This window comes from Corallincola holothuriorum (genome assembly GCF_003336225.1).
In the GTDB taxonomy this organism is placed as follows: domain Bacteria; phylum Pseudomonadota; class Gammaproteobacteria; order Enterobacterales; family Neiellaceae; genus Corallincola; species Corallincola holothuriorum.
The window spans coordinates 282,071-306,168 of record NZ_QPID01000004.1 but is presented as its reverse complement, the minus strand read 5'-3'; the positions used below and the strand labels follow the sequence as shown (position 1 = coordinate 306,168).

17 protein-coding genes are annotated in these 24,098 nt (G+C 47.0%); 7 read left to right on the top strand and 10 right to left on the bottom strand.

Going from position 1 to position 24,098, the window contains the following annotated elements; all coding sequences use genetic code 11:
* The first annotated feature begins 27 nt into the window (after window positions 1-27).
* The 5 genes from DU002_RS08940 to glnS all read left to right on the top strand — a co-directional run bounded on the left by DU002_RS08940 (window position 28) and on the right by glnS (window position 7,743).
* Window positions 28-2,109, top strand: coding sequence for a serine/threonine protein kinase (locus DU002_RS08940; protein WP_114338026.1), 2,082 nt, complete (start codon window positions 28-30; stop codon window positions 2,107-2,109).
* A gap of 50 nt (window positions 2,110-2,159) precedes the next feature.
* A complete protein-coding gene (locus tag DU002_RS08935; protein ID WP_158538011.1) occupies window positions 2,160-3,071 on the top strand; it encodes an alpha/beta fold hydrolase in 912 nt (303 codons plus the stop codon).
* Window positions 3,061-4,185: a mandelate racemase/muconate lactonizing enzyme family protein gene (locus tag DU002_RS08930; RefSeq protein WP_114338024.1), complete on the top strand. Its 1,125-nt coding sequence runs from the start codon at window positions 3,061-3,063 to the stop codon at window positions 4,183-4,185. The genes DU002_RS08935 and DU002_RS08930 overlap by 11 nt, the downstream gene beginning before the upstream one ends.
* Before the next feature lie 33 nt (window positions 4,186-4,218).
* A complete protein-coding gene (locus tag DU002_RS08925; RefSeq protein WP_114338023.1) occupies window positions 4,219-5,919 on the top strand; it encodes a GH3 auxin-responsive promoter family protein in 1,701 nt (566 codons plus the stop codon).
* 156 nt (window positions 5,920-6,075) lie between these two features.
* A complete protein-coding gene (gene glnS, locus DU002_RS08920; protein WP_114338022.1) occupies window positions 6,076-7,743 on the top strand; it encodes a glutamine--tRNA ligase in 1,668 nt (555 codons plus the stop codon).
* Window positions 7,744-7,814: 71 nt separating this feature from the next.
* Here the strand turns inward: glnS and kdsB are convergent, their stop codons facing one another.
* From kdsB to DU002_RS08905, 3 genes are all read right to left on the bottom strand, one after another.
* Window positions 7,815-8,558, bottom strand: coding sequence for a 3-deoxy-manno-octulosonate cytidylyltransferase (gene kdsB / locus DU002_RS08915; protein WP_114338021.1), 744 nt, complete (start codon window positions 8,556-8,558; stop codon window positions 7,815-7,817).
* Window positions 8,559-8,630: 72 nt separating this feature from the next.
* Window positions 8,631-9,701 carry a 3-deoxy-alpha-D-manno-octulosonate 8-oxidase KdnB gene (gene kdnB, locus DU002_RS08910; protein ID WP_114338020.1) on the bottom strand — a complete coding sequence of 357 codons (1,071 nt, stop codon included), beginning with the start codon at window positions 9,699-9,701 and terminating at the stop codon, window positions 8,631-8,633.
* Window positions 9,702-9,722: 21 nt separating this feature from the next.
* On the bottom strand, window positions 9,723-10,907 hold the full coding sequence (locus DU002_RS08905) for a DegT/DnrJ/EryC1/StrS family aminotransferase (protein WP_114338019.1): 1,185 nt from the start codon (window positions 10,905-10,907) through the stop codon (window positions 9,723-9,725).
* Between the two features lie 309 nt (window positions 10,908-11,216).
* Here DU002_RS08905 and DU002_RS08900 point away from each other — a divergent pair, with 309 nt between their 5' ends.
* On the top strand, window positions 11,217-12,050 hold the full coding sequence (locus tag DU002_RS08900; protein ID WP_114338018.1) for a DUF2989 domain-containing protein: 834 nt from the start codon (window positions 11,217-11,219) through the stop codon (window positions 12,048-12,050).
* Here the strand turns inward: DU002_RS08900 and msrB are convergent.
* The 7 genes from msrB to malQ all read right to left on the bottom strand — a co-directional run bounded on the left by msrB (window position 12,047) and on the right by malQ (window position 22,642).
* Window positions 12,047-12,451 carry a peptide-methionine (R)-S-oxide reductase MsrB gene (gene msrB, locus DU002_RS08895; RefSeq protein WP_114338017.1) on the bottom strand — a complete coding sequence of 135 codons (405 nt, stop codon included), beginning with the start codon at window positions 12,449-12,451 and terminating at the stop codon, window positions 12,047-12,049. The genes DU002_RS08900 and msrB overlap by 4 nt on opposite strands.
* A complete protein-coding gene (locus tag DU002_RS08890; RefSeq protein ID WP_114338016.1) occupies window positions 12,430-13,125 on the bottom strand; it encodes a pyrimidine dimer DNA glycosylase/endonuclease V in 696 nt (231 codons plus the stop codon). Before DU002_RS08890 ends, msrB begins: the two co-directional genes overlap by 22 nt.
* A gap of 108 nt (window positions 13,126-13,233) precedes the next feature.
* Window positions 13,234-14,763, bottom strand: coding sequence for an NADP-dependent phosphogluconate dehydrogenase (gene gndA, locus DU002_RS08885; protein ID WP_114338015.1), 1,530 nt, complete (start codon window positions 14,761-14,763; stop codon window positions 13,234-13,236).
* A gap of 68 nt (window positions 14,764-14,831) precedes the next feature.
* Window positions 14,832-16,946 carry a glycogen debranching protein GlgX gene (glgX, locus tag DU002_RS08880; RefSeq protein WP_233496455.1) on the bottom strand — a complete coding sequence of 705 codons (2,115 nt, stop codon included), beginning with the start codon at window positions 16,944-16,946 and terminating at the stop codon, window positions 14,832-14,834.
* Between the two features lie 59 nt (window positions 16,947-17,005).
* On the bottom strand, window positions 17,006-19,198 hold the full coding sequence (gene glgB, locus DU002_RS08875; RefSeq protein WP_114338013.1) for a 1,4-alpha-glucan branching protein GlgB: 2,193 nt from the start codon (window positions 19,196-19,198) through the stop codon (window positions 17,006-17,008).
* 34 nt (window positions 19,199-19,232) lie between these two features.
* On the bottom strand, window positions 19,233-20,426 hold the full coding sequence (locus DU002_RS08870; RefSeq protein WP_114338012.1) for a DUF4032 domain-containing protein: 1,194 nt from the start codon (window positions 20,424-20,426) through the stop codon (window positions 19,233-19,235).
* A 14-nt stretch (window positions 20,427-20,440) separates the two neighbouring features.
* Window positions 20,441-22,642 (bottom strand): 4-alpha-glucanotransferase, encoded by a 2,202-nt coding sequence (gene malQ / locus DU002_RS08865; protein ID WP_114338011.1) that lies wholly within the window; start codon window positions 22,640-22,642, stop codon window positions 20,441-20,443.
* A 309-nt stretch (window positions 22,643-22,951) separates the two neighbouring features.
* Here malQ and gap point away from each other — a divergent pair, with 309 nt between their 5' ends.
* Entirely contained in the window at window positions 22,952-23,947 is a 996-nt protein-coding gene (gap, locus tag DU002_RS08860) for a type I glyceraldehyde-3-phosphate dehydrogenase (protein WP_114338010.1), read from the top strand.
* Window positions 23,948-24,098 lie beyond the last annotated feature (151 nt).

Below are 24,098 nucleotides of genomic sequence, written 5' to 3'. Positions count from 1 at the left end.
CCATCTATTTTTATAGGGAAATATAGCTTGGCAAAGCCTCCTCTTCCAAAACAACTGCAGCAACGCTTGGTGCGTACCTACGCGAAGATAGACAATACGCACTATCAACGACCGAGAAGGTTGGCGTTTTATCGACATATCGCTATCACCAGCATCATTCTCATTGCACTCGGCTTGTTCTTGCGTTTTCACCTTATCGAAGCCGCCGAAGATCTTTTTGAATCAAAAATTAAGCAACAACTGGATTCGCAAAGTGCAGCACTGAAATTTTGGCTGAAAACAGAGACCAATCTCGCCACGCGGATCGCGTCACGTCATCGAGTATTGAAGCTTCTACAACAGATAGAATCTGCCTCGGTGACAAAAAAAGCTGAATTACAAAAGTCGTTAAGTGAAATCGTTGACCAAGAGTTGTCATTTTCTGATTCTGCAGGTTTTCTCATTATCAACAAAGACGGCTATGTCGTTGCATCCACAAATCGAGGCCATATAAACCAGCAGTTGCCCCGGGCATCGGTCAGGCTCATCGAAGTTGTCAGTGAAAGCACATTCAGGCTGAGTGAAGTGATGCATTCAGACGACTTTTTGCCAGACCAAAACCTTCCCCCAATCTTGCTGATAGCCACGCGTATAGAGCAGATGGAAAACCGAGGGTATTACTACCTGGTGGAATTGCTGGACGCATCCATTGAGTTTAATGCCATCACTTCACTGTATCGCAGTGACGAACAGATCGAGATGTACTATTTCAATAGCGACGGTTTGATGATCTCTGAAAGCCCGCTTTTGGCAGAGATAAAACAGCGAGGATTGCTGCTCAACGACCAGATCAATTCAACGATCCTCAATGTTAAGTTGGTCGATCCGGTGAGCAAGAGTCAACTGCCAATATTTCCTGTTCAACATGCTTTATCGATCGGCAACGCGACAAAATTTGAGCATTACCGCAGCTACCGCGATGAAGATGTGCTTGGCGTTTGGATTTGGGTGGATGAGCTCAATATCGGTCTAGTTGTAGAGGTAAATAAAGAGGAGATGCTGCAGCTGCTTTCACCGCTCTTGTTCACCGAATTAATGATGTTTGCTCTACTGACGCTCAGTGCCATCGCCATGGTGATTTATCAAATGCGTTTGCGGCGTCTGGATGATCAGGTAAACGCTTTTGAAAAATTGGGCCAGTACAAGTTAGAAAAGAAAATTGGAGAAGGTGGTATTGGCAGCGTCTATTTAGCGCAGCACGCCCTATTGCGCCGACCGACAGCGCTTAAAGTTCTAAAACGTAGTTTGCTTTCTGAAGAGGTCATTGACCGATTCGAATTAGAGGTGCAACAAACGGCACTGCTTGGCCACCCAAATACAATCCAGGTCTATGACTATGGCCTAAGCCCTGACGGGACTTTCTACTACGCCATGGAGTATGTTCGCGGCTTTACCCTCGCCGATTACATCAGTGAATTTGGTGCTATGCCGCAGGAGCGAGTGATCGCGATTTTGTTACAAGTGTGCGGTTCACTTGCTGAAGCGCATAGCCGCGGTCTCATTCATCGAGATATCAAGCCGCCCAATATCATGCTGTCAGAGCAAGGCGGAATTTTTGACCATGTCAAAGTGCTCGACTTTGGCTTAGTCAAAGACATCTCAGATCCGGAAGCAACTCAGCTTACACAAACACAGTCAATTGCTGGTACGCCCTCTTACATTGCGCCGGAACGACTACAAGATCCTAAGATCTGCGATCCCAGAACCGATATCTATGCGTTAGGTGCTGTGGCCTATAATATGCTTTCGGGAAAAGATCTGTTTACTGGCACCAACGCGCTGCAAATCGCCTTAGCTGCATTAAAAGAGAAACCAGTACCAATCACTGAGGTAGTCCCCAGTCCGATTGAAGCCAAGTTAGCAGCGTTGGTGATGCAATGTGTCAGCCGAGAGCCAGCACAGCGCCCCAGAGATATCTTTGAGATCATTGAAATACTGGAACCACTTCAGCGCATACACCCTTGGTCACAACAGCACGCAAAAAACTGGTGGCAAAAGTATTCTTCGCCACTATTAAGTAAGCAAGAGACCAGTAAAGAACCCATATCAGAGGCACTGAATAGCCTATGAATCTTTTCCTGTATCCAGTTTTTATTTTACTCGCACTCATGGTGACGCCCATGGCTCTCGCTAATACTGATATAGAGAATCAAGCCCTAAAGGCAGAGCTTGAACAATGGCTAACCCATAGACAACCCGCACAATTTATCGGTGCCCAAGAGCAGCCGCTAAATTACTTTCAGCATATTTCAGCAACAGATAGCGACACTGCGCTTATCTATCTACATGGCATAGAAAGTCACGCTGGTTGGTTTCATTTGGTGGGTGCCAGATTAGCCGGTATGGGCTATGACGTTATCATGCCAGACCGTCGAGGTAGTGGTACCAATCGACAAGATATGGGGCTAAGTCCAGGCTACGCTGCATCGGAACTGCAACTAATTGAAGATTTGCAGCATTTAGTTGAACAGCGCACCCGCGGTTATAAGAAACGTTATCTGATTGGCCTGTCATGGGGGGGGAAGCTGGCACTGCGTTACGCTATGAGCTATCCAGACGAGATAGACGGCTTGATACTGATTACGCCCGGCTTAGTCGCCAAAGTGGATTATTCAGTATGGCAAAAAATGCAAATTGGCTTTTGTGCTTGGCTCTGCGACAAACGGTTATTTCCCGGACTAATTAGCCCTTCAATGTTCACTGACGATCCCGCATTCGTCGAATATATCAGCAATGACCCGCTCAGAAATAGCCGTGTCAGTGCCAGCTTCCTGTGGGCGACGCGAACCATCGATAACTATATCGCCGCGGAAATAGACAGCTTCTCATTACCTATTCAACTTCACCTCGCAGAAAACGATGATATTGTCGACAATCAGGGGGTCGTTGAACTTTTAAACAGAAGTCGCTCATCAATTGAGCAAACAGACTATAAAGACCAGATCCATTCACTTCAATTTGAAACCCCAGACCAACTTAGCCGTCTAATCGCCCAATGGTTAAGCCAACAAGGAGTTGAGAATGCAAATTAAACAGGCGGAAATATCAATTCTCGCCATTCCAATGAATTTCGAAGTACAGCACGCGTTAGCTTCTCGCTCACTGGCACGTAATGTCATCGTTTGTCTGACCGACGAGAACGGTCTAAAAGCCTATGGAGAGTGCTGCCCTCGCGAGTATGTAAGTGGCGAATCCATCGACAGCGTGGTCTCTGCGTTGAATGAACGTTGGTTTCCTAAAGTTCAGGGGCTTAAGTTCACTAATTTTAGCGAATTGCAGGCTTGGATTGCATCCGCTCTGACAACACTACCGCGCAACGAACACGCAGCATTTTGCACATTAGAACTGGCGCTGCTAGATCTCTATGCTCGCAGTACAGAACAATCGGTATTACAGCTATTCAGTGCCCAACCGCAACAACCGCAACGTTACAGCGCGGTAATTGCTAGTGAGAAAATAGAGAATGTTGCAGCCAGTGCGGCAATGATTAAGCAGTTCGGCGTCAAGGCATGCAAGGTCAAACTGGTCTCAGACCTGCAGCATAACCACAAAATTCTTACCACCGTCAGAGCAGCGCTTGGTGATTCAATGTCACTCAGAGGCGACGCTAACGCTGCCTGGCAATCAGCAGACGAAGCAGAACGGCAGCTTTCTGCACTGTCAAAATACCAAATGGAATCCATTGAACAGCCCTTGCCTGCTCAAGATATCAACGGGCTGGCGCAACTTACTTCTGCCAATATCACCCCCGTGATGGTCGATGAATCGATCTGCAGTCGCGCAGACGCGCAAACGCTTATCGATGAAAAGGCGTGCCACCTGTTCAATTTACGCATTTCAAAATGTGGCGGCATCAGCAATTCACTGGCGCTTGCCAAGAAAGCGGCCGACAACGGTATTGATTGTCAATTAGGCGCCCAAGTGGGTGAAACCAGCATACTGTCATCTGCGGGTTTAGTGCTCGCCAACCTCGTTCCTACCTTAAAGTGGCGTGAAGGCTGCTTCGGGCAACTATTGCTGGAAGATGACCCTATGCAACCCATTGTTCAGTTAGGTGCCGGCGGGATGGCTAATTTGCAGGCAGGCACAGGCTTTGGCATTCAACCGGAAGTAGTACGCTGGAAGAGATATCTCGAAACAGCATAAATAACGGCACAAATTAAAGGAGTGACAAGCACTATGATCGGTTACATCATTCATTTCTTGGCAAAAATATCTGCCAGCCGTTTTCGTAAATCTGCTGAAGGAGGCTTAGATACGCAAAAAGCCCTACTCAACAGGATCATCAAGCAAAATGCCGAAACCGAATACGGTAAACGTTACGGCTTTTCGAAAATTAACACCATCGCCGAATACCAAGCGGCATTACCTCTCGTTTCATATGAAGATATCCGCCCAGAAATCGAACGAATGACGGCTGGTGAAAGCAATATTCTTACTGCCGAATCGCCGGTGATGTTCGCTCAAACCAGTGGCACCACAGGTAAGGCTAAATTCATTCCAGTGACCCCAAGCTGTCAGCGCGCCGCATCATCTGACATGATGCGAGCATGGATGTATCACGCTAAACGGGCACACCCTGATCTTTATGCTGGAAAAATTGTTTCTTTAGTCTCCCCTGCCATTGAGGGCTATACCGAATCAGGATTGAGCTTCGGCTCTACCTCCGGCCACATTTACCGGCAGATGCCAGGGATCGTGCAAAAGATATATGCCATCCCCTATGAAGTGTTTGAAATTGAGGATTACGAGTCAAAATACTACGCATTAATGCGTTTTGCGCTCAGTGAAAAGGTTTCACTACTGGCAACCGCTAACCCCTCTTCCATCCTGAAGATGTGCGAAAAAGCTGACGAATACGGTCAGCTGCTAATAGATGATATCCGCCAGGGTACGCTCAACAATAAATTCAAAATGGCGGCAGAATTACGCCAGGCATTAGAAGCCAAGATTGAACCCAACCCAAACCGTGCTGCATTTTTACAGCAGCAGCATGACAAGCGAGATGGACGATTACTTCCCGGTGATTACTGGCCTGAGTTGGCTCTGATCGGTTGTTGGAAAGGCGGTACCGTTGGCCACTATTTGGATAAATTTCCCAGCTGGTTCGATCCCGACGGTAACACGCCAAAGCAAATTCGCGATTGGGGTTTCTTATCCAGTGAAGCTCGTTGCTCGGTACCGTTATCAGACAGGGGCTGTGCAGGGCCATTGGCATTAGATGTTAATTTCTATGAATTTGTACAAGCAGACGACGTACTCAACGCACCGAATGATCCAAGCCAATGGAACTTCATCACCATCGATGGCCTTAAAACTGGCGGTGAATACTATATTTTCCTAACCACCACGGGTGGACTCTACCGCTATGATATCAATGACGTAATAACGGTTGAGGGCTTCTATAAAAACGCGCCTAAGATACGTTTCCTTAGAAAGGGACGCGGTATGACCAATATCACCGGCGAAAAGCTGAGTGTCAATCAGGTGATAGACGCGGTGCAAAAAGCCAGTATCAGCAGCGGTGTATTGGCGGAGCATTTCAAAGCTGAGGCCTATACAGAAGAGAGTCGCTACCTACTCCGCTTAGAGCTGGTGGGGCATCATGAAGATGAACAACTCGCTGCATTTGTTAGAGCCTTTGATGACGCATTGCGAGAAATAAACGTCGAATATGAGGCGAAACGCAAGTCTCAGCGCTTACATATGCCGTTGCTGCACGTTATGCGAGATGGTTGGTATGAGCGCGCCAGAAAAGCACAGGTTGCTGAAGGCAAACGGATGTTCCAAGCGAAAACCGAGCTGCTCAGCCCAATAAAAGCAGAAACCACGCTGATTAAGCCTGAACTGGTGAAAGAGCTCGATATCAACATTCAATAATCGCTGATTGACGATGGTAGATAGGATCTGCCATCGTCGTTTTACAAACTTCTAGCCACTATTCGGCACCATTACCCTATTTTTATTGAGTTAAAGCCCACAATCATGGATCATAGACCGGTTAAACTGTCACTTTGAGCATTAGGGGTCTTTTCCATGTCAGAGGCGGATGCCGTCACGACCAAACCGAGTAACTTTATTCGTCAGATCATCGACAAAGATCTGGCGTCAGGTAAACACAATTCGGTACACACTCGATTTCCTCCCGAACCCAATGGTTACTTGCATATTGGGCACGCTAAATCGATCTGTCTGAACTTCGGTATTGCGCAAGATTATCAAGGGCAATGTAACCTGCGATTTGATGATACCAATCCAGAGAAAGAGGAAATCGATTACGTTCATTCAATCATGGACGACGTTAATTGGTTAGGCTTCCAATGGAATGGCGAGATTTGCTATTCATCAAACTACTTTGATCAACTTTATCAGTATGCCGTCGAGCTAATTGAAAAGGGCTTGGCGTACGTTGATAAATTATCACCTGATGAGATCCGTGAATATCGCGGCACGCTAACGGCGCCTGGTAAGAACAGCCCATATCGTGACACTTCACCGGAAGAAAACCTTGCCCAGTTTGAAAAGATGCGTGCAGGTGAATTTGCAGAAGGTAGTTGCTGCCTTAGAGCCAAGATCAATATGGCATCACCGGTCATGTGTATGCGTGATCCAGTGCTTTACCGAGTGAAGTTTGCCCATCATCACCAAACTGGCGACAAATGGTGTATCTATCCTATGTACGATTTCACCCACTGCATCTCTGATGCGTTGGAGGGGATCACCCATTCTCTGTGTACATTAGAATTTCAGGATAACCGCCAGCTTTATGACTGGGTACTCGACAACATCACCATCGACTGCCACCCGCGTCAGTATGAGTTCTCTCGTCTGAATCTAGAATACACAGTAATGTCTAAGCGCAAGCTTAACTCGCTGGTGACAGAGAAGCTGGTATCCGGTTGGAATGACCCACGTATGCCGACAATTGCAGGCTTACGTCGTCGCGGTTACACACCTGGGTCGATTCAAGAGTTCAGCAAGCGCATCGGTATCACCAAGCAAGAAAACATGATTGAAATCGGCATGTTAGAAGCTTGTATCCGTGAAGATCTTGAGCACAGCGCCCCACGGGCTATGGCAGTGATTGACCCAGTAAAACTGGTTATCAGTAACTTAGCTCCAGAGCATAACGAAATGCTCAGTGCGCCGGTGCACCCCAAAGATGAAAGCATGGGTGTCCGCCAACTGCCGTTCACTAAAGAGATCTTTATTGACCGTGCAGATTTCCGGGAAGAAGCTAACAAGAAATATAAACGTCTGGTACTCGGAAAAGAGGTTCGTCTGCGTAATGCCTATGTGGTGCGTGCAGATGAGGTTATCAAGGACGACAAGGGAGAAATCCAAGAGATCCATTGTACCTACGATCCAGAGACCTTGGGTGTTAATCCAGCGGATGGTCGTAAAGTTAAAGGGGTTATCCACTGGGTATCTGCAACACAGTCCGTGCCTGCAGAGTTTCGCATTTACGACCGTTTGTTCTCGGTAGCTAATCCTGCTGCAGCCGACGACTTCCATGAAGTATTAAACCCGGAGTCCTTGGTAATTAAGCAAGGATTTGCTGAACAGTCGCTTAAAATGGCCAAGGTTGAACAAGCTTACCAGTTTGAGCGTGAAGGCTACTTCTGTGCCGACAACCAAGACTCAAGCGAAGATGGACTGGTGTTTAACCTCACTGTCGCGCTAAGAGATACCTGGGGCGGCTAAACAGTCATTCAACGTTAATAAAAAGCCGAGCAAAACATGCTCGGCTTTTTTACATCTGCGGTAGTTAACGGCTACTCTTGGCTGTTCAGTACATCTTCACATTTACGGATGTCTTCCAATGTATCCACTTCTGGCGAATCAGATGCAGCCACGGCGACTTTGATTTTTTCACCAAACTCTAGTGCCCTTAGCTGCTCCAATTTCTCCAAGTGCTCCAGTTCACTAACCGGCCATTTGCCAAAAGCCTTAACAAAACGACGGGTATAGCCATAAACACCTAGATGCTTATAAACCGGATAATCCTCATCGCCATCGCGGTTGAACGGAATACATGAACGCGAGAAATAGAGGGCATTAAAACGCTTATCAAATACCATCTTAACGTGCATGGGATCATCTCGCTCTGCGAGATTGGTAATGCGATAGGCCAAGGTAGCCATCTCAAAATCAGCAGCCCCATCGTTGAACAGCGCAACGACCTGATCTATTGATGCGGGATCAATTAGCGGTTGATCACCTTGTACATTGATAATCAAATCGTCATCAACCAAGCCTAAACGAGTTGCCGCATCATCAATACGATCGGTACCCGATGCAGCTTCGGCACTGGTCATGACAACCTTGCCGCCAAATCCTTCTACGGTATTTTTAATCAAGTCATCATCAGTAGCGACATACACTTCATCAACTAACTTGGCTTGCAAAGCACGCTCATAAACGTGTTGTATCATTGGTTTATGATGGATCATTGCCAACGGCTTGCCAGGAAACCGGCTAGAGCCATAACGCGCAGGGATTAATACGGTTACACTCATTTTCATCTACCTGATAGAAAGAGAGCCACGACACTTTTCATGCCGTGGCTCAAATAAGAATAATACCGCTCACTAAATGCGACGATACAGATCGGTTAGCAACTGGTCAGTCACCTTCTCTTCCCAGCCATCACCATAAACGTTATGCCACAATGGCCCCAGGCTCTTGGCAACTTTAACCATTTTTGCGATGGTTTCGTCAGGCAGATCTTTGCAGATCCCTTTCGGCAGTGTGATGTTATGCTTTTCCATCATCTGCCGGAACTCTTTCACCCCTTCAGGGTAAAACTCATCAAGTACATCAAAGGCAATACAGTTGCCTATCCCATGGTGATAACCAAGCACATACGACAAACCATAAGACAGCGCATGACATGCGCCAACCTGACTATAAGCGATGCTCATGCCACCCATAAACGACGCCATCATCAACTTATCATCACTTTCAGGATGATCATCCAAATAGACCTGACGACAAAGTGCTAATGACTTCTCACCGTAAGCTTTGGAAAACTCATTCAGATAAGTACCTTCCAGCGACTCGATACAGTGGATATAGCAATCCATACCGGTATAAAACCACTGATCTGTCGGCGCATCTTTAATTAACTCGGGATCCATGATGATCTGATCGAATACAGTGTAATCAGAGTTCATGCCGAGCTTACGTTCAGGTCCGCACAGTACCGTGGTGCGCGATGCTTCAGCACCGGTACCAGATAGCGTAGGAATACCGATATGATGTACAGCAGGGTTTTCAATCAGATCCCACCCTTGATACTTAGCAGAGCCACCTTCATTGGTTAACATCAGCGCCACGGCCTTAGCTAAATCCATAGCAGAGCCACCACCGATACCAACCACGCTGACAGCAAGAGAATCGCTATGCGCCTGCACTTCCAGTGTTAACTCATCCACTTGTTTGGTGGATGGTTCATCATCGACATTAACCCAAATAAGCTTATCTTGTGGCTTTACCGGCACACGGTCAGCTAGCGGCTTATCTTTATGCACGTCATCAACCAGAAACACAACGAAGTCATTGGCTTGCTTACGCTCTTCAGCCAAAACCTCATCCAGCTGAGCAAATGACCCGCGGCCAAAAATCATTTTTGGTACAACTTTAAAATTCTTAAAACTCATGGTGTAGGCTCCGTCACCGTTTTAGGCAAAAGCTTTCTTAATGTTCTCTATACGTTGCGCGATCTCTTCTTCACTCCAAGACAGCTTAATCAACATCGAAATCGTGCGACTCATGATAGCGTCAGACTTAGGCGTGGAGACTTGAGTATAGTCAGGACGCTCTGGTAAGAGTTCTATCGCCAATTTGGCGGGTGACTTTAGATTTTGAATATGCGACCAGTTTTTCAAGTAATGCCAGTTGTTCACATACCAATAGAAACAACCATCTACGCCGTTTTCAGCTAATTTTTGGTTAATCTCTACCGCACGCGCTTCTGTAGGAAGCATAAAACTCAAGAAGCCCGCTGAATCACCAGACTCGTCAGGGATCTCTCTAAAACTGATATCAGCAATATCCGCCATCGCACTTTTGATCAGCTTCTTATTGCGGCGCTGGATCTCAACAATCTTGTCCAGCTTACGTAACTGCGCCACACCAACGGCCGCATTCATCTCTGAGATACGGAAGTTCAAGCCCATGATGGGATGACTTTCAGCGCCACGATCACTACCCACATGATCGTGACCATGGTCAGTAAACATGTGGCTATGATTATAGATAGCCTCATTGTTGGTGATAACCGCGCCACCTTCACCGCACGTAATGGTCTTCACCGAATCAAAAGAGAAGCAACCTACATCACCGATACTGCCTAGCATCTGACCTTTGTAGCTACCACCAATGGCTTGACAAGCGTCTTCCATCAGAACCAGATCATGTTCCTTACAGATAGCTTTAATCTCGTCCATCTTCGCCATGGAGCCACACATATGTACTAAATTAACCGCGCGAGTACGTGGCGTAATGGCGGCCTTAATCCCTTCGGGAGATAAACATAGAGTTTCATCAATTTCTGCGAAGACGGGGACAGCACCGGCCATAATGACAGCTTCGACGGAAGCAACAAAAGTGAACGGCGGTACAATCACCTCATCACCGGCACCAATGCCCGATGCAGCTAAAGCGGTCTGTAACGCAGCGGTACCACTGGATAGTAGGTGCGCGTGTTTAACACCCATCTTTTCCTGGAGCATCTGCTCCATATCGCGTGCCTTCCAATGACCGTTTCGCATGGCATCAAAGTTGTAACGGAAGGTGAACCCCTGCTCCATTACGTCTTTAACTTCTTTCTGCTCTTCGGGACCGAATAACTCAAAACCAGGCATGCAGCTTATCTCCTCGATAGGACTAAACGTGAAAAAGCTATTTTGAACAAGCTTAGATTAGGGATAACAAAAAGCTCGCGTCCTTCGCAGAAGAACACGACTTTTTTCATTTAAAGACCCAAAGGGTCTACTATTTGTCTTATAAGCCAATGATATCACCAATCAATATAGAATTAGCGATAGCGGGTGACAAATCCCTATTGTTTGGGTCAATAATTGTTCGTTGTTGAAACATAATTGACCTTAGTTAACAGAATAGGTTCCTAAGTAAGGAAAACATTAACAATTACTTAGAGTTGATATGCCATAATGTTGCGGCGTATTCAGCTCGGAGTCGCCATGTATTTTCGTCAGTTTTTAGTCATCGCTTGCGTAATGCTACTTTCTTCCTGTGAGGACTTAGGGAGTGTAAGGGGCATATGCAAAAAATTCCCAGAACTATGTGACGATCTGAATAAGGACGGCTGGTGTAGATATGAGCGCGCCGACCTTATCAAGCAACGCTATCAAGTCCAAGTCTCTCCCTCAGGTGACAATAGATACCAACTATTGATGCATCTAGAGGACTACCGTGACTGTATAGAGCGCGCCTCCCAAATCCAGCACAGCAACAACAAAGAGCAAACAACACAGCGCGTCAATGGTTATCTCGCGGCACTGGCACAGATAGAGAAAGTTAGTGCAGAAACCGAAGGGGATACAACTTCCGATCTACTCTATTACCACTGGAGCAGACACGGTGATAAGAAAGCGCATCAACTTTTGTTAGAGCAAGATGCAAAAGGCTTGCTAGAGCGCACTGACATGCAAATGCGCCTCGCAAGCGCATATAGCAAGAGCGAGCCACAAGTCGCAGTTAACAAGCTATACAAGGCGCTTTACCTGAGCCAAGGGGAAACCAAGTACCAAGCCAGCATCATCACTATGTTAGCGACCATTTTTACCCAGCAACGGAAAAATGAACTCGCCTACCTATGGATGAAGATAGGCGAACTGGCTGAAGTTGAATCTATAGATATCGAAGCAAACAGTAGATATTTAAGGGTCAACACAGAGCAACGCAGAGCACTAGACCAAAGAGCAGAAGAGATTTATGACACCCTAAAAGAGGGAAAATTTAGCCTGCCGGAACCCAAAATTTAACCTTTACCCTTCGCAAAATCCAAAGACAGTGAGTTAACACAATAACGCTGACCGGTAGGCTGGGGGCCATCATCAAACACATGACCCAGATGGGATCCACATTGACTGCATAATATCTCGGTACGGATCATCACGTGGGTCATATCACGTTCATATCGTACCGCTCCCTCTAACGCCTTATTGAAACTTGGCCAACCGCAACCCGCGTCGAACTTAGATGTTGAGTCAAATAGCGCACTGTTGCAGCAAACACAGTGGTATATCCCCGTTTCGGAGTTATGCAGCAATGCACCGCTAAATGGGCGCTCTGTGCCTTTTTCCCAACAAACTGCAAACTGTTCTGGCGTTAACTGCTCCCGCCATTTTTCACCATCACTCACTAATTCACCCTCACTGCACATGCTAGTTCTGTCAGTGCTGTTGCCTGCCAAAGTTCTGGCCATTGATACTGAGCCGACAAATATTGTATACCGCGAAGCAATCGATCGGGACGTCCAAAGCTGGAACGATAGTCAGATGCTTCAGAAGCCACCAAACAAGGCTCCCACATACCCATGACGACTTTATCCCAGTGATGTTGATGACACGGGCGTCGCAATGTCTCCACCAATAGATCAGCTAATTCATCAAAGGCAATAGCTTTACTCTCAACCTGGGACTGTAACTCTTTAAATAACGGTAAATCGCGAGCCATCACCGAGTAAGCATGTTGCTCCCATAACTGTACGGAAGACATAGGCAAAGGGATCCGCCCCGCAACACCTTTATCTGCCAACTCCGCATATTGCGTAGCAGCAGTCCAATCCCCCTCTAATGTCGGCCACTCACAGGCAGTGGACGGCACGGCGATAGGCGTTTTATGCTCGATATCGCGCATTTTCATCTCTTCAACCACAATAGCGTGACGAAGGGCGACCGCCGCCGGATGGTAAGCCCAACGCAACACCGCTGAGTTCATTTTTCCAACGCCATCGAGTTGCGACTCAATCACTTGCGCAAGAGAGTGCAGCTCAGTGTGTTCTGTTAACAACTGCTGACGACCTAAATAGCCCGGATTAATATCCCAAATCTTCATTATCACTACCTGTAGAGACTCTTCGAAATGGTAGCGTTATTCATATGATGCGCAAAGAAAAAGGGCTAACTTTTAAAGTTAGCCCTCCTTTTTTCAATTATCTGGCCGCTAAACTTGCGTCAGATCCCGTGCAGGGCTGGACCAGTTAAGGTGGAATTTTTCTCCACTCGGTTTATCCGTTCGCTCAAACGTATGCGCACCAAAAAAGTCACGCTGCCCCTGTAGTAAGTTCGCTGGCAGTACCGCGGTACGATAAGAATCAAAATAGCTAATAGCAGAACTAAACGCCGGACAAGGTATGCCCATCAACGTCGCCTTAGCAACGGTTCGACGCCAATTCATCTGCTTTTGCTCAACCTGTTGTTGAAAGAAAGGATCTAACAGCAAGTTAGCTAGCTTAGGTTTGGCCTGATACGCTTGCGTGATTGACTGCAAAAATACTGCCCGAATAATGCACCCCGCCCGCCAGATCTTAGCTATTGCAGCAAAATCCAGCCCCCAATCGTGTTCGTCAGACGCTGACGCCATCAATGCAAACCCCTGTGCATAAGCACAGATCTTCGAGCAATATAGGGCGTCATGGAGTGACTCAATAAAAGCCTGCTTTTCCGCTTCAGATACCGGTTCACTCTTCGGCCCTTGCAACACCTCTGCTGCTGCGATACGTTCAGACTTCAACGTACTCAAGGCTCGAGCAAATACCGCCTGAGTGATGGTGGGGGCTGGCGTACCTTGCTCTAAGCTACTGACAGCGGTCCACAACCCTGTGCCCTTTTGACCCGCTTTATCCAGGATCATTTCAACCAAAGGCGCACCCGTCTCCGGATCGTCCTGCAGCAATACCTCGGCACTGATCTCCATCAGATAGCTATTTAGGACACCTTTGTCCCAAGTCTGAAAAATCTCACCAATCTCTTTAGCAGTCATGCCCAGAGCATCACGGAGCAGATGGTAAGCTTCACAAATTAACTGCATATCCGCATATTCAATACCATTGTGCACCATCTTCACATAATGGCCCGCGCCTGCAGGTCCAATGTAGGTTGCACAAGGCTCACCCTCAGTGATCACTTGACCCGGCTGCGTGCGCTCCAGCGGTAATCCGCTATTGGCGTCCACTTTGGCAGAGATCGCTTCTAGTACCGGCTCAATCATCGCCCAAGCTTTCTTATCACCACTAGGCATCAACGACGGACCAAAACGAGCCCCGACTTCGCCACCAGACACTGCGGTACTGAAAAATACAAATTGACCGCGATAGCTAGCTTCGCGCCGAACCGTATCTGTCCATAAGCTGTTGCCAGTATCGATGATGACATCTTCGGCACCAACACCTGCAGCGAGCAGCGCACTACAAACACGATCGACAGCTTCTCCGGCTGGTACAGATAGAATGAATAGATGGGGCTTTTTCACCCTCGTCACCAGCTCGTTCATCTCTGAACAACCAAAGACCCTTTGCTCGATCCCCTCAGCTCTTTCCGATGCTTCTGCCGCCAGCACTGCATCAACCTTATCTTTATCAAGGTCAAATGCAGCTACTTTGTAGCCATTGTCAGCGAGGTTTAGAACTAGGTTTTTCCCCATCACGCCTAAGCCGATAAAGCCTATATCGCAAAGTGGTTGTTGATCGCTCATGCAAAAAGTTCCTTGTTTAGGACCGGTAAAGCGGTTGATGTCGGCAAAAGAGGGTCGATTATATAGACTCAACTGCCGTTGATAAATCTCCTTTCCAGTAAAGAGATGGAGTGCGGCTGTAAAAGATAGCGTTGCGCGCGGATCCTCCGGTTGTTTGCTAAGCCCTCATCCGAAGCCGTATCCAACGTTCGATACCAATACTGACCTTTAGGTAACTCGATTAATAAAAAGCTGATCGGATATTGGCTGCCATTAAACATTAGAAATATGCGTTGTGTATCAGGGTGATGCGTATTGCCGTGATCAAATACCTCTAACCCCAACACACAATTGGCAGGCTCATGCCAATCAGCTTCATGCAGCAGCCCCCCTTCGGGTTTATGCCAATGCAGTTCATGCCCGTAACTGTTGTGCCAATAGTGATCATCGTGCAGGTTAAGCGCCGTCAGTATCGGTAATTTTTTCCGCAACTGGATCAATTTACGCACATAACGCAATAATGTGCCCTGTTCGTCAATCAAGCGCCAATCTAGCCAGTTAAGCGCATTATCTTGACAATAAGCGTTGTTATTGCCCTGTTGTGTTCTACCGATTTCATCGCCCGCAAGTAGGTGCGGCGTGCCGACAGAAAGCAGTAACGAAGCCAACAAATTGCGTTTGTGTTGCTGCCTCGCGGCTAAGACATCGGCTTTGTCTGTCTCACCTTCAACACCATGATTGCATGACAAATTATGGCTATGACCATCACGGTTGTTCTCGCCATTAGCCAAGTTATGCCGTTCAGCATAAGAAACAGTATCTTCGAGGGTAAAACCATCGTGATAAGTAATGAAATTCACTGACGCATTGACAGGCCTGACGCCTTTACAAAAAATATCCCTAGAGCCTGCCACCCGAGTGGCGAAGTCGCCAATATAACCAGCATCTCCGCGCCAAAAGGCGCGTAGCGTATCGCGATAACGATCGTTACATTCCAGCCAAGGCTCGGGGAACTGACCGAGCTGGTATCCCCCCTCCCCTATATCCCAAGGCTCAGCAATCAGCACGCATTCACTTAATACAGGATCTTGATAAATAGCTTTAAAAAAGGCGGAGCTGTGTTTGTATTGACCATGCTCTCTGGCCAAACTGACCGCCAAATCAAAACGAAAACCGTCAACCTGCATCTCTGTCGCCCAATAACGTAAGGCGTTAAGCACCATGGTCAGGGTTTCGGGATTATCGAAATTAACGCTATTACCACATCCCGTGTTGTTGACACTACGTTCATAATCGGGCTCACCGTGCTGGTGCTCAAACAGATAAAAACCACGATTATCAAGCCCTCTAAAGGAGATGGTTGGGCCCCCTACCCCCCCTTCAGCGGTGTGATTAAAGACAACATCCAGTATTACTTCTATCCCCTTTCTATGCAGCTCACGAACCATGGTCTTAAACTCAACCACCGGACTATCCGCAGCATACCTGGCATCAGGAGCGAAAAAGTTAATCGTGTTGTAACCCCAGAAATTGCTTAACCCCATCTCCTGCAACCTTGGCTCACTCATATAGCTCGCCACTGGCATCAGCTGTAATGAGGTTACCCCCAGCGATTTTAGGTACTTTAAAGTTTCCGTGTGAGCCAAACCTAAATAGGTACCACGTTGTAATTTAGGTAACTTGGATTTTAGCCTGGTAAAACCTTTTACATGCAATTCGTACAATATCCGCTCATGGTCTGCGATCCTGGGTTTGCTAACGCCTTGCCAATCAAAATCATCATTAATGACAACCCCTTTGGGCACCATAAATTGACTGTCACCCTGATACAGATCTGGATGCCAAATGACTGGGCGATTAAGCTCCTTGGCATAAGGATCTATAAGCAATTTGGTGCCATCAAAAGCAGTGCCGGGTTTGGGATTATCTGGACCATGCACGCGATAACCGTAAAGTGCTCCGGCCAATAGTCCGGGCACAAAACCATGCCAGAAAGCGCCTGTTTTACCAGGCATGGAGAGGCGGCAAACCTCCTCTTCCGCCTCGTTAAACAAGCACAATTCAACCTTTTCAGCATCAGGAGCATACACAGAGAAGTTGCAACCATTCTGTTGCAAAGAGCTTCCTAATGGCTGCGGCACCCCTGTCGTCATTGTCGACAAGCACGCCTTTGTATCTTTAGATCGTTTAGCGGCCATATCCATATTCGCCTCCCCAAAATAAAAAAGGCCACCCTAGGGTGGCCTCAATACTGCGAGTTATTTTACTTTACCCTTTTCAGATAAAGTGTAGACAGTGCTGGCAAGTTAATCATCAGAGATTGTTCACGACCATGCCACGGCATCTCTTCTGTTTCGAAAAATTCCCCACAATCGTAGTTACTACCCCAGTAATACTCGCTATCACTATTGACAATAACCTGGTATCGGCCGGGCAGATTAACTCCCAAACGGTAACCATCACGAGGAATTGGAGTGAAGTTAGAAATGACAATCACATCTTCATCTATCGATTTCGCTTTACGGATAAATGACACGATGCTGTTATCGGCATCTTCATGGTCCACCCATTCAAAGCCTTCATGACTAGTGTCCAGCTCATACATAGCTGGCGTATCACGGTAAGCATGGTTCAAATCTCTAAATAGATTTTGAATACCGCTGTGCTTTGGATAGTCCAGTAGGTGCCACTGCACAGAACTGTCATGATTCCACTCTTCAGCCTGGCCAAGTTCATTACCCATAAAATTGAGTTTTTTACCCGGGTGGGCGTACATGAAGGCCATATAAGCGCGCATATTCGCCGCAGCCTGCCACTCATCACCTGGCATTTTCCGCAAGATACTGCCCTTACCATGCACCACTTCATCATGGGACAGAGGCAATACAAAGTTCTCATCGTAGGCATAAACCATTGAGAAGGTCAGCTCACCATGGTGATACTTGCGATAAGCTGGATCCTTGCTGATGTAATGCAGACTGTCATGCATCCAGCCCATGTTCCATTTAAAGCCAAAGCCCAGTCCGCCTTCGAAAGTCGGGCGCGAAACCCCAGCGAAAGCCGTTGACTCTTCAGCCAATGTCATGGCATGAGGATACTTCTTATAAACTTCTTCGTTGAACCACTTCAGCAAGCTAATCGCTTCGTAGTTATGGTTGCCACCATCAACATTGGGGATCCATTCGCCGGCGTTACGGGAATAATCCAGATAAAGCATCGATGCGACGGCGTCGACACGCAGGCCATCAACATGGAATTTTTCCAGCCAGAAAAGCGCATTAGAGATCAAAAACTGGCGAACATGATCACGACCAAAATCATAAATGCATGAATTCCAATCTGGATGCCAACCCTTGCGTGGATCCGCATATTCATAAAGATGCGTCCCATCGAAACGAGCCAAACCATGGCTATCTTCAGGGAAGTGTGCAGGCACCCAGTCAACGATCACGCCAATACCATTCTGGTGGCACTGATCAACAAGATACTTAAAATCATCAGGTGTACCAAAACGCGATGTCGGGGCGAATAGCCCGACTGGTTGATACCCCCAGGAACCAGAGAATGGATGCTCAGAAACAGGAAGCACTTCAATATGGGTAAAGCCCATATCTTTCACATACGGGATCAAATACTCAGCAAGCTCACGATAGGTTAACGAACGAGCGCGACCATCAGCTTCAACTTTCTGCCGCCATGAACCTAGGTGTACTTCATAGATAGACAATGGACGAAAACGCTTATCATCCAGGTTGTCCTCTATCCACTGTTGGTCATTCCATTGGTAAGCATCATGATCATAAACAACAGAAGAGTGCGATGGGTATTGCTCCGCATAGAAGCCAACAGGATCAGCTTTATGGGGCAGACGATTGCCTAACGGATCTTTAATCTCGTACTTATATTTGTAGCCAGCATCAATCTCCGGCACAAACAGCACCCAGCATCCGTTCGTTGTCTGCTGCATAGGGTGACAGCGCCCGTCCCAATAATTGAATTCACCAATCAAAGAGACACTGGATGCGTTTGGTGCATACACGGCAAAACGCACGCCGTGAACACTTTTTCCACCACCGACATCAACATCCATGGGGTGGGCACCCATGCGATTATAATGGGCTTCAGGCGTCGAATAAGCTTCGCCAATCTCGGCATAAGCCACTTCCTGAAATTGGTAAGGGTAAACATTAGTGTATTCGCCACTGTCAGTGGTGACATCGAGTTTGTAAAAGAAGAACTTTTTCCGACGTGGCATCGCCAATTCAAAAAGCCCATCTTCATGTACGACTGTCATTTCACCCAGCGACTTATCGGTCGAGAGTTCCTTGGCAACAACTTTGACGGCATTAGGTAGCCACACTCTCAGTAACATGCCCTTTCCATCAGGATCAGGCTTCAAACCAAGTTCTTCAAAAGGGTTAACGCAGCGAGCCTGCTGTAACTGTTGAATAAGCATCTGTAAACCTGTTCCTCTTATTGGGCGTACTTTCCTAGGTCTTTTCCAGAACATTTGCAATAAAAGAGCGCACAGCCTCTCTCATACCTATGTCCTGCTTACGGTTTTCTGATTCATACCAACGATGCTCGAGTAACTGATGATATAGCTCAGCATCGTCATCTCGCGATCGATATTCGTCGGGAAACATATCCAAAATGTAGAGGTACTCTTCTTCATACCAGATATGTGCCGCCACCATTTCAGACACTTTATCTTTACCGCGCTCTTCACGCCGGTGATTATATTGATGCATAAAACGGGTAATTTCATGCAGCAAGCGCCTTGCCTGATTTGCCTGAACTTTAATTCCGACTAACGATTCCAGTCTGCGAATATGGTGTCCAGGTTCAACGACTTTTGTCAGTAATCTTAGCCTATCGTTTTCACCGCTGGTAACAAACTCTATTTCTTCAACATCGTAACCAAGATCATGCAATCTCTGTATTCGACGCTCGACTTGGTACTGTTCTTCGGCACCAAACTCAATTTGTTGGTTAACTTCTGACCAAAGCTTATGATATTTCGACAAAATGTCTTCTGTCACTTTGATCGGATCAACACCGCCAGGCAAACCAAAGCCAGCTTCAAGATCCATCAACTCGCCAGCAACATTGGTTTGGGCAATCATCAAATCCAGCTCTCTCTGACCGTCAGAAATCCGGTCATAGGAAACGGCTGTTTCTGCATCAACAAAATAAGCCGCGAGACGGCCCGCATCTCGGCGAAAAAGAGTATTAGAAAGGGAGCAATCCCCCCAAAAGACACCTTGAAGATGAAGCCAAACAAACAGCTCTGCCATTGCATCTATTAACACATCATAGCTGATATGCCATGGCTGCTCTGCCATCATGATGCGATAGGGTTGAGAAAAATCTAAATAGTGGGTGACGACGAGAGCGTAATTCGGTTTACCGCTGCGCTCAGTCACTAACGCAACAGGCTTGACGGAAGGGGCATCCATCTCCTGCAGGTCACGAAGAAATTGAAATTCATGCTTCGCTAACTTCTCGTTTATCTCTTTTACTGCGTAGATACGCTCTCTACAGCGAATAAATCGAACGACGTTACGAGAAATACCTCTGGCCATCTCGACAAGGAGATGTTCGGGCCAGCCCTCAAGGGGCTGGTCCCATGGCAACCCCAGATCCAGAGGATATTCCTGGGGTGCTATCTGTTGTAATCGCAAGCGATTAAATTTCCTTAGTTGCTGGCTCCACGGCGCGCATCTGACAGCTTGCTCATGAGCTCTTGTACATCATGCTCTGCAAACAACTTGTCTAGATCTTTGCTGAGCTTACGACGCCAATTTGGATACTCAGTACTTGTTCCAGGTACGTTAACCGGCTTATCCATCTCTAACCAGTCTTCTAACTGTAAACTGAGAAGTGAAGAACTTCCCTTCGCCATATGAACTTGCATTCCATAGTTCAGGTCTCTGGTCATACCGACCCAGTTCACATCGTTAGAGATGTAGTCTGGCAGCGACTGATGTCCTTTCAGGCTATCCAAGATCTTCTGCTTACTTTCATGACGATCGTTGTAAAGTGTCTGCAGTACATTATCGTCTGGGTAAAGACCCAACTCTTTACCTAACTTCAGATCATCGCAATGCCAGAAACCAATCAGTGTCGGCATATCGTGTGTCGTTAACGTAGCCATCGCCTGCACAGGATAGTGATTAGGCGAGATAAATCCGCCATCTTCAGCTTGCTCGAAGAAGAACACTCGATATGAATGCACACCATTTTCTTGCAGGGTCTCACTGATACCATCAGGCACAGTACCCAAATCTTCACCAATAATAGCGCAATGATTGCGGTGGCTTTCTAATGCCAAGATGCCGAGCAGATCTTGAATGTTGTAGTAAACATATGCCCCACCCTTCGCGTCTTTACCGGCTGGGATCATCCACAAGCGCAATAAAGCCATCACGTGGTCGATTCGGAGCGCACCACATGAGCGCATATTAGAGCGGAACAGATCGATCATAGGCTGATATTGTTGCTCGATCAGCTTACCAGGATCCATCGGTGGTAGACCCCAGTTTTGACCTAAAGGACCCAGTACATCGGGTGGAGCGCCAACCGCGGCACCAGCGATATATAGATCACGGTTTGCCCAAATCTCAGTACTACCTTCACTGACACCAACAGCCAAATCGCGATACAAGCCCATCGCCATACCAAGGCCTTTGGCCTTTTCATCAACAGCCGCAAGCTGTTCATCAGCCAAGAACTGTAAATAGAGGTAGAAATTCAATTCATCAGGGTTCGCTTTAGCCCACTTAGCAACGGCGGGCTTATGGTACTCGTTGAACTCTTCAGGCCAACTCGGCCATCCCCATGCATTGATACCGTCGGCGTAGAAATACTCCTGCAGAGCATCGTATAACGCCTGCTCTCTCAGGTTTTCGCCACCCTCTGCGACAAAGGCTTGGAACGCCTGCTCACGTTCATTACCGCTGCCCAGCACTGTTTCTTTGAAAGTATTGAAGACCAAACGGAGGGCTTTAAGCTTTAACTGAGTGACGCCAGTGTAATCAACCCAATCTTTGCCGCGTAATTCGCCTAGACGCCACTGGAAGTCATTGCTATTAACCAATGCCTGAGCTTCTGAGCTGGCGTTATATTCAGGTGTTGCTTCGACGTCGATATAAACCACGTTGAGCCAACGACGAGAAGATGGGCTATAGGGGCTCGCACTTTCTGGATTGTTTGGATAGAGCGCGTGAATAGGGTTCAAGCCGACAAAATCACCGCCGCCCTTGGCGACATTCTCTACCAAATAGGTTAAATCGGTGAAATCACCAATACCCCAGTTGCGCTGACTACGCAGGCAATACATCTGGACGCTAGGGCCCCAGACCTTCTTGCCAGATGCAATTTCATTAGGAATGAAAGAAGCCTGTGGCGCAATAATGAAACGTGTATCAGCCAGCTTTTTACGTTTTGCATTACGTAAAACTAAGGTGTGATAACCGATTGGGGCATCTAATTTCAAAAATACCTTAAGCGCCTTGTATTCAACGCCTTCAATCGTTTCTGAGCCAACCAGCTGACCATCAAGCGGTGTGAAGGTACCTTTAAGCTTTTCACCATCTTCGAGTTCTAAGGTCCAGTTCACTGGCACTTTCAAATCATCAATAGGCAGATGTAATTCAAGCGGATAGCTTTCCGACTTACGTACAACCAATACCTTTGGCAGCATGTTCTGCCAAACCGACGCGAGGTTCGCTTGATACTGTTGCTCTAACTTAGCGTCATCCTCCGTCGCATACCCCATCGCAGATAAAAGCGCTGCTTTACTGCTTGCATCAACGGTGGCGGGGTTACCCCAAGCATCCACGTAATTGGATTCAACCCCTCTGAGTAACGAGAGCTTTTCAATAAGTTCCTGATTCATCGAACAAACCTTTTTGTTGATTGTCGAACCGAACGGCCGGTTAAAAATATACGGGTAAGTCTAAATCGGCTTGGCCTTATGTGCCAACGTAAAAACCAAGGAGATTTTTGTTTTGTCGAACCTAGCCAACACAGATCAATAGTCTATAGTTAGGTCGCTATATTAATCGCTACAACTTAAAGGTGTAATTATATTTCATTGTCAAACTTGACTCAGCGCAACAAAAAACGCTGATTTACTTGACGATGGGACTGCTTTTTGTAATTTTACTACCAAATTTTATCCCCTGAACTGTTTAGGAATATTTCTATGACTATCAAAGTCGGTATTAATGGGTTTGGACGTATCGGTCGTTTCGTATTTCGTGCTGCTTGTGAGCGCAATGACATCGAAGTTGTTGGCATCAACGACTTAATCGATGTTGACTACATGGCTTACATGCTGAAGTACGACTCAACTCACGGTCGTTTCAACGGTACCGTAGAAGTAGAAGGTGGCAACCTTATCGTTAACGGTAAGACTGTTCGTGTTACTGCTGAGCGTGATCCTGAAGCTCTGGCTTGGGGTGATATCGGTGTTGATGTTGTTGCTGAAGCAACTGGTATCTTCCTGACTGACGAAACAGCTCGTAAGCACATCACAGCTGGCGCCAAGAAAGTTGTTCTGACTGGTCCTTCTAAAGATGCTACGCCAATGTTCGTAATGGGTGTTAACCACGAATCTTACGCTGGCCAAGACATCGTTTCTAACGCTTCTTGTACTACTAACTGCTTGGCACCTGTTGCTAAAGTACTGAACGACAAGTGGGGCATTGAAAGCGGTCTGATGACTACTGTTCACGCTACTACTGCTACTCAGAAAACTGTTGACGGTCCTTCTGCGAAAGACTGGCGCGGTGGTCGTGGTGCTTCTCAGAACATCATCCCATCTTCAACTGGTGCAGCTAAAGCTGTAGGCGTTGTTCTTCCAGAACTGAACGGCAAGTTGACTGGTATGGCATTCCGCGTCCCAACTGCTAACGTTTCAGTTGTTGACCTGACTGTTAACCTGAAAGAAGCTGCAACTTACGAGCAGATCTGTGCTGCGATGAAAGAAGCTTCTGAAGGTGCTCTGAAAGGTGTTCTGGGTTACACAGAAGATCAGGTTGTATCTCAAGACTTCATCGGTGAAGTACAGACTTCAGTATTCGATGCGAAAGCTGGTGTTGCTCTGACCGACAAGTTCGTAAAAGTTGTATCTTGGTACGACAACGAAATCGGTTATTCAAACAAGGTTCTGGACCTGGCTGCTCACATCACTAAGTAAGCATCCCTTCCAGACTAAAAACCGCGCTACGGCGCGGTTTTTTATTGCCTGTTAATCAAGCATTGGCGATCTTCAGCATCAACGTTTCTTACACGCGATGCCTATAACTTTGACTTGATGAGGCCGGACGGCTAAACGAAGGAGGAAATGA

Excerpts from the sequence above, each read along its gene's own strand:
- gndA (WP_114338015.1), bottom strand. The coding sequence starts at position 14,763 with ATGAGCGATCAACAACCACTTTGCGATATAGGCTTTATCGGCTTAGGC.
- msrB (WP_114338017.1), bottom strand. The coding sequence starts at position 12,451 with ATGTGCAGTGAGGGTGAATTAGTGAGTGATGGTGAAAAATGGCGGGAG.
- DU002_RS08925 (WP_114338023.1), top strand. The coding sequence starts at position 4,219 with ATGATCGGTTACATCATTCATTTCTTGGCAAAAATATCTGCCAGCCGT.
- glgX (WP_233496455.1), bottom strand. The coding sequence starts at position 16,946 with ATGGATATGGCCGCTAAACGATCTAAAGATACAAAGGCGTGCTTGTCG.
- DU002_RS08900 (WP_114338018.1), top strand. The coding sequence starts at position 11,217 with ATGTTGCGGCGTATTCAGCTCGGAGTCGCCATGTATTTTCGTCAGTTT.
- DU002_RS08890 (WP_114338016.1), bottom strand. The coding sequence starts at position 13,125 with ATGAAGATTTGGGATATTAATCCGGGCTATTTAGGTCGTCAGCAGTTG.
- glgB (WP_114338013.1), bottom strand. The coding sequence starts at position 19,198 with ATGCTTATTCAACAGTTACAGCAGGCTCGCTGCGTTAACCCTTTTGAA.
- DU002_RS08935 (WP_158538011.1), top strand. The coding sequence starts at position 2,160 with ATGGCTCTCGCTAATACTGATATAGAGAATCAAGCCCTAAAGGCAGAG.
- gap (WP_114338010.1), top strand. The coding sequence starts at position 22,952 with ATGACTATCAAAGTCGGTATTAATGGGTTTGGACGTATCGGTCGTTTC.
- DU002_RS08905 (WP_114338019.1), bottom strand. The coding sequence starts at position 10,907 with ATGCCTGGTTTTGAGTTATTCGGTCCCGAAGAGCAGAAAGAAGTTAAA.
- malQ (WP_114338011.1), bottom strand. The coding sequence starts at position 22,642 with ATGAATCAGGAACTTATTGAAAAGCTCTCGTTACTCAGAGGGGTTGAA.
- glnS (WP_114338022.1), top strand. The coding sequence starts at position 6,076 with ATGTCAGAGGCGGATGCCGTCACGACCAAACCGAGTAACTTTATTCGT.
- DU002_RS08930 (WP_114338024.1), top strand. The coding sequence starts at position 3,061 with ATGCAAATTAAACAGGCGGAAATATCAATTCTCGCCATTCCAATGAAT.
- kdsB (WP_114338021.1), bottom strand. The coding sequence starts at position 8,558 with ATGAGTGTAACCGTATTAATCCCTGCGCGTTATGGCTCTAGCCGGTTT.
- kdnB (WP_114338020.1), bottom strand. The coding sequence starts at position 9,701 with ATGAGTTTTAAGAATTTTAAAGTTGTACCAAAAATGATTTTTGGCCGC.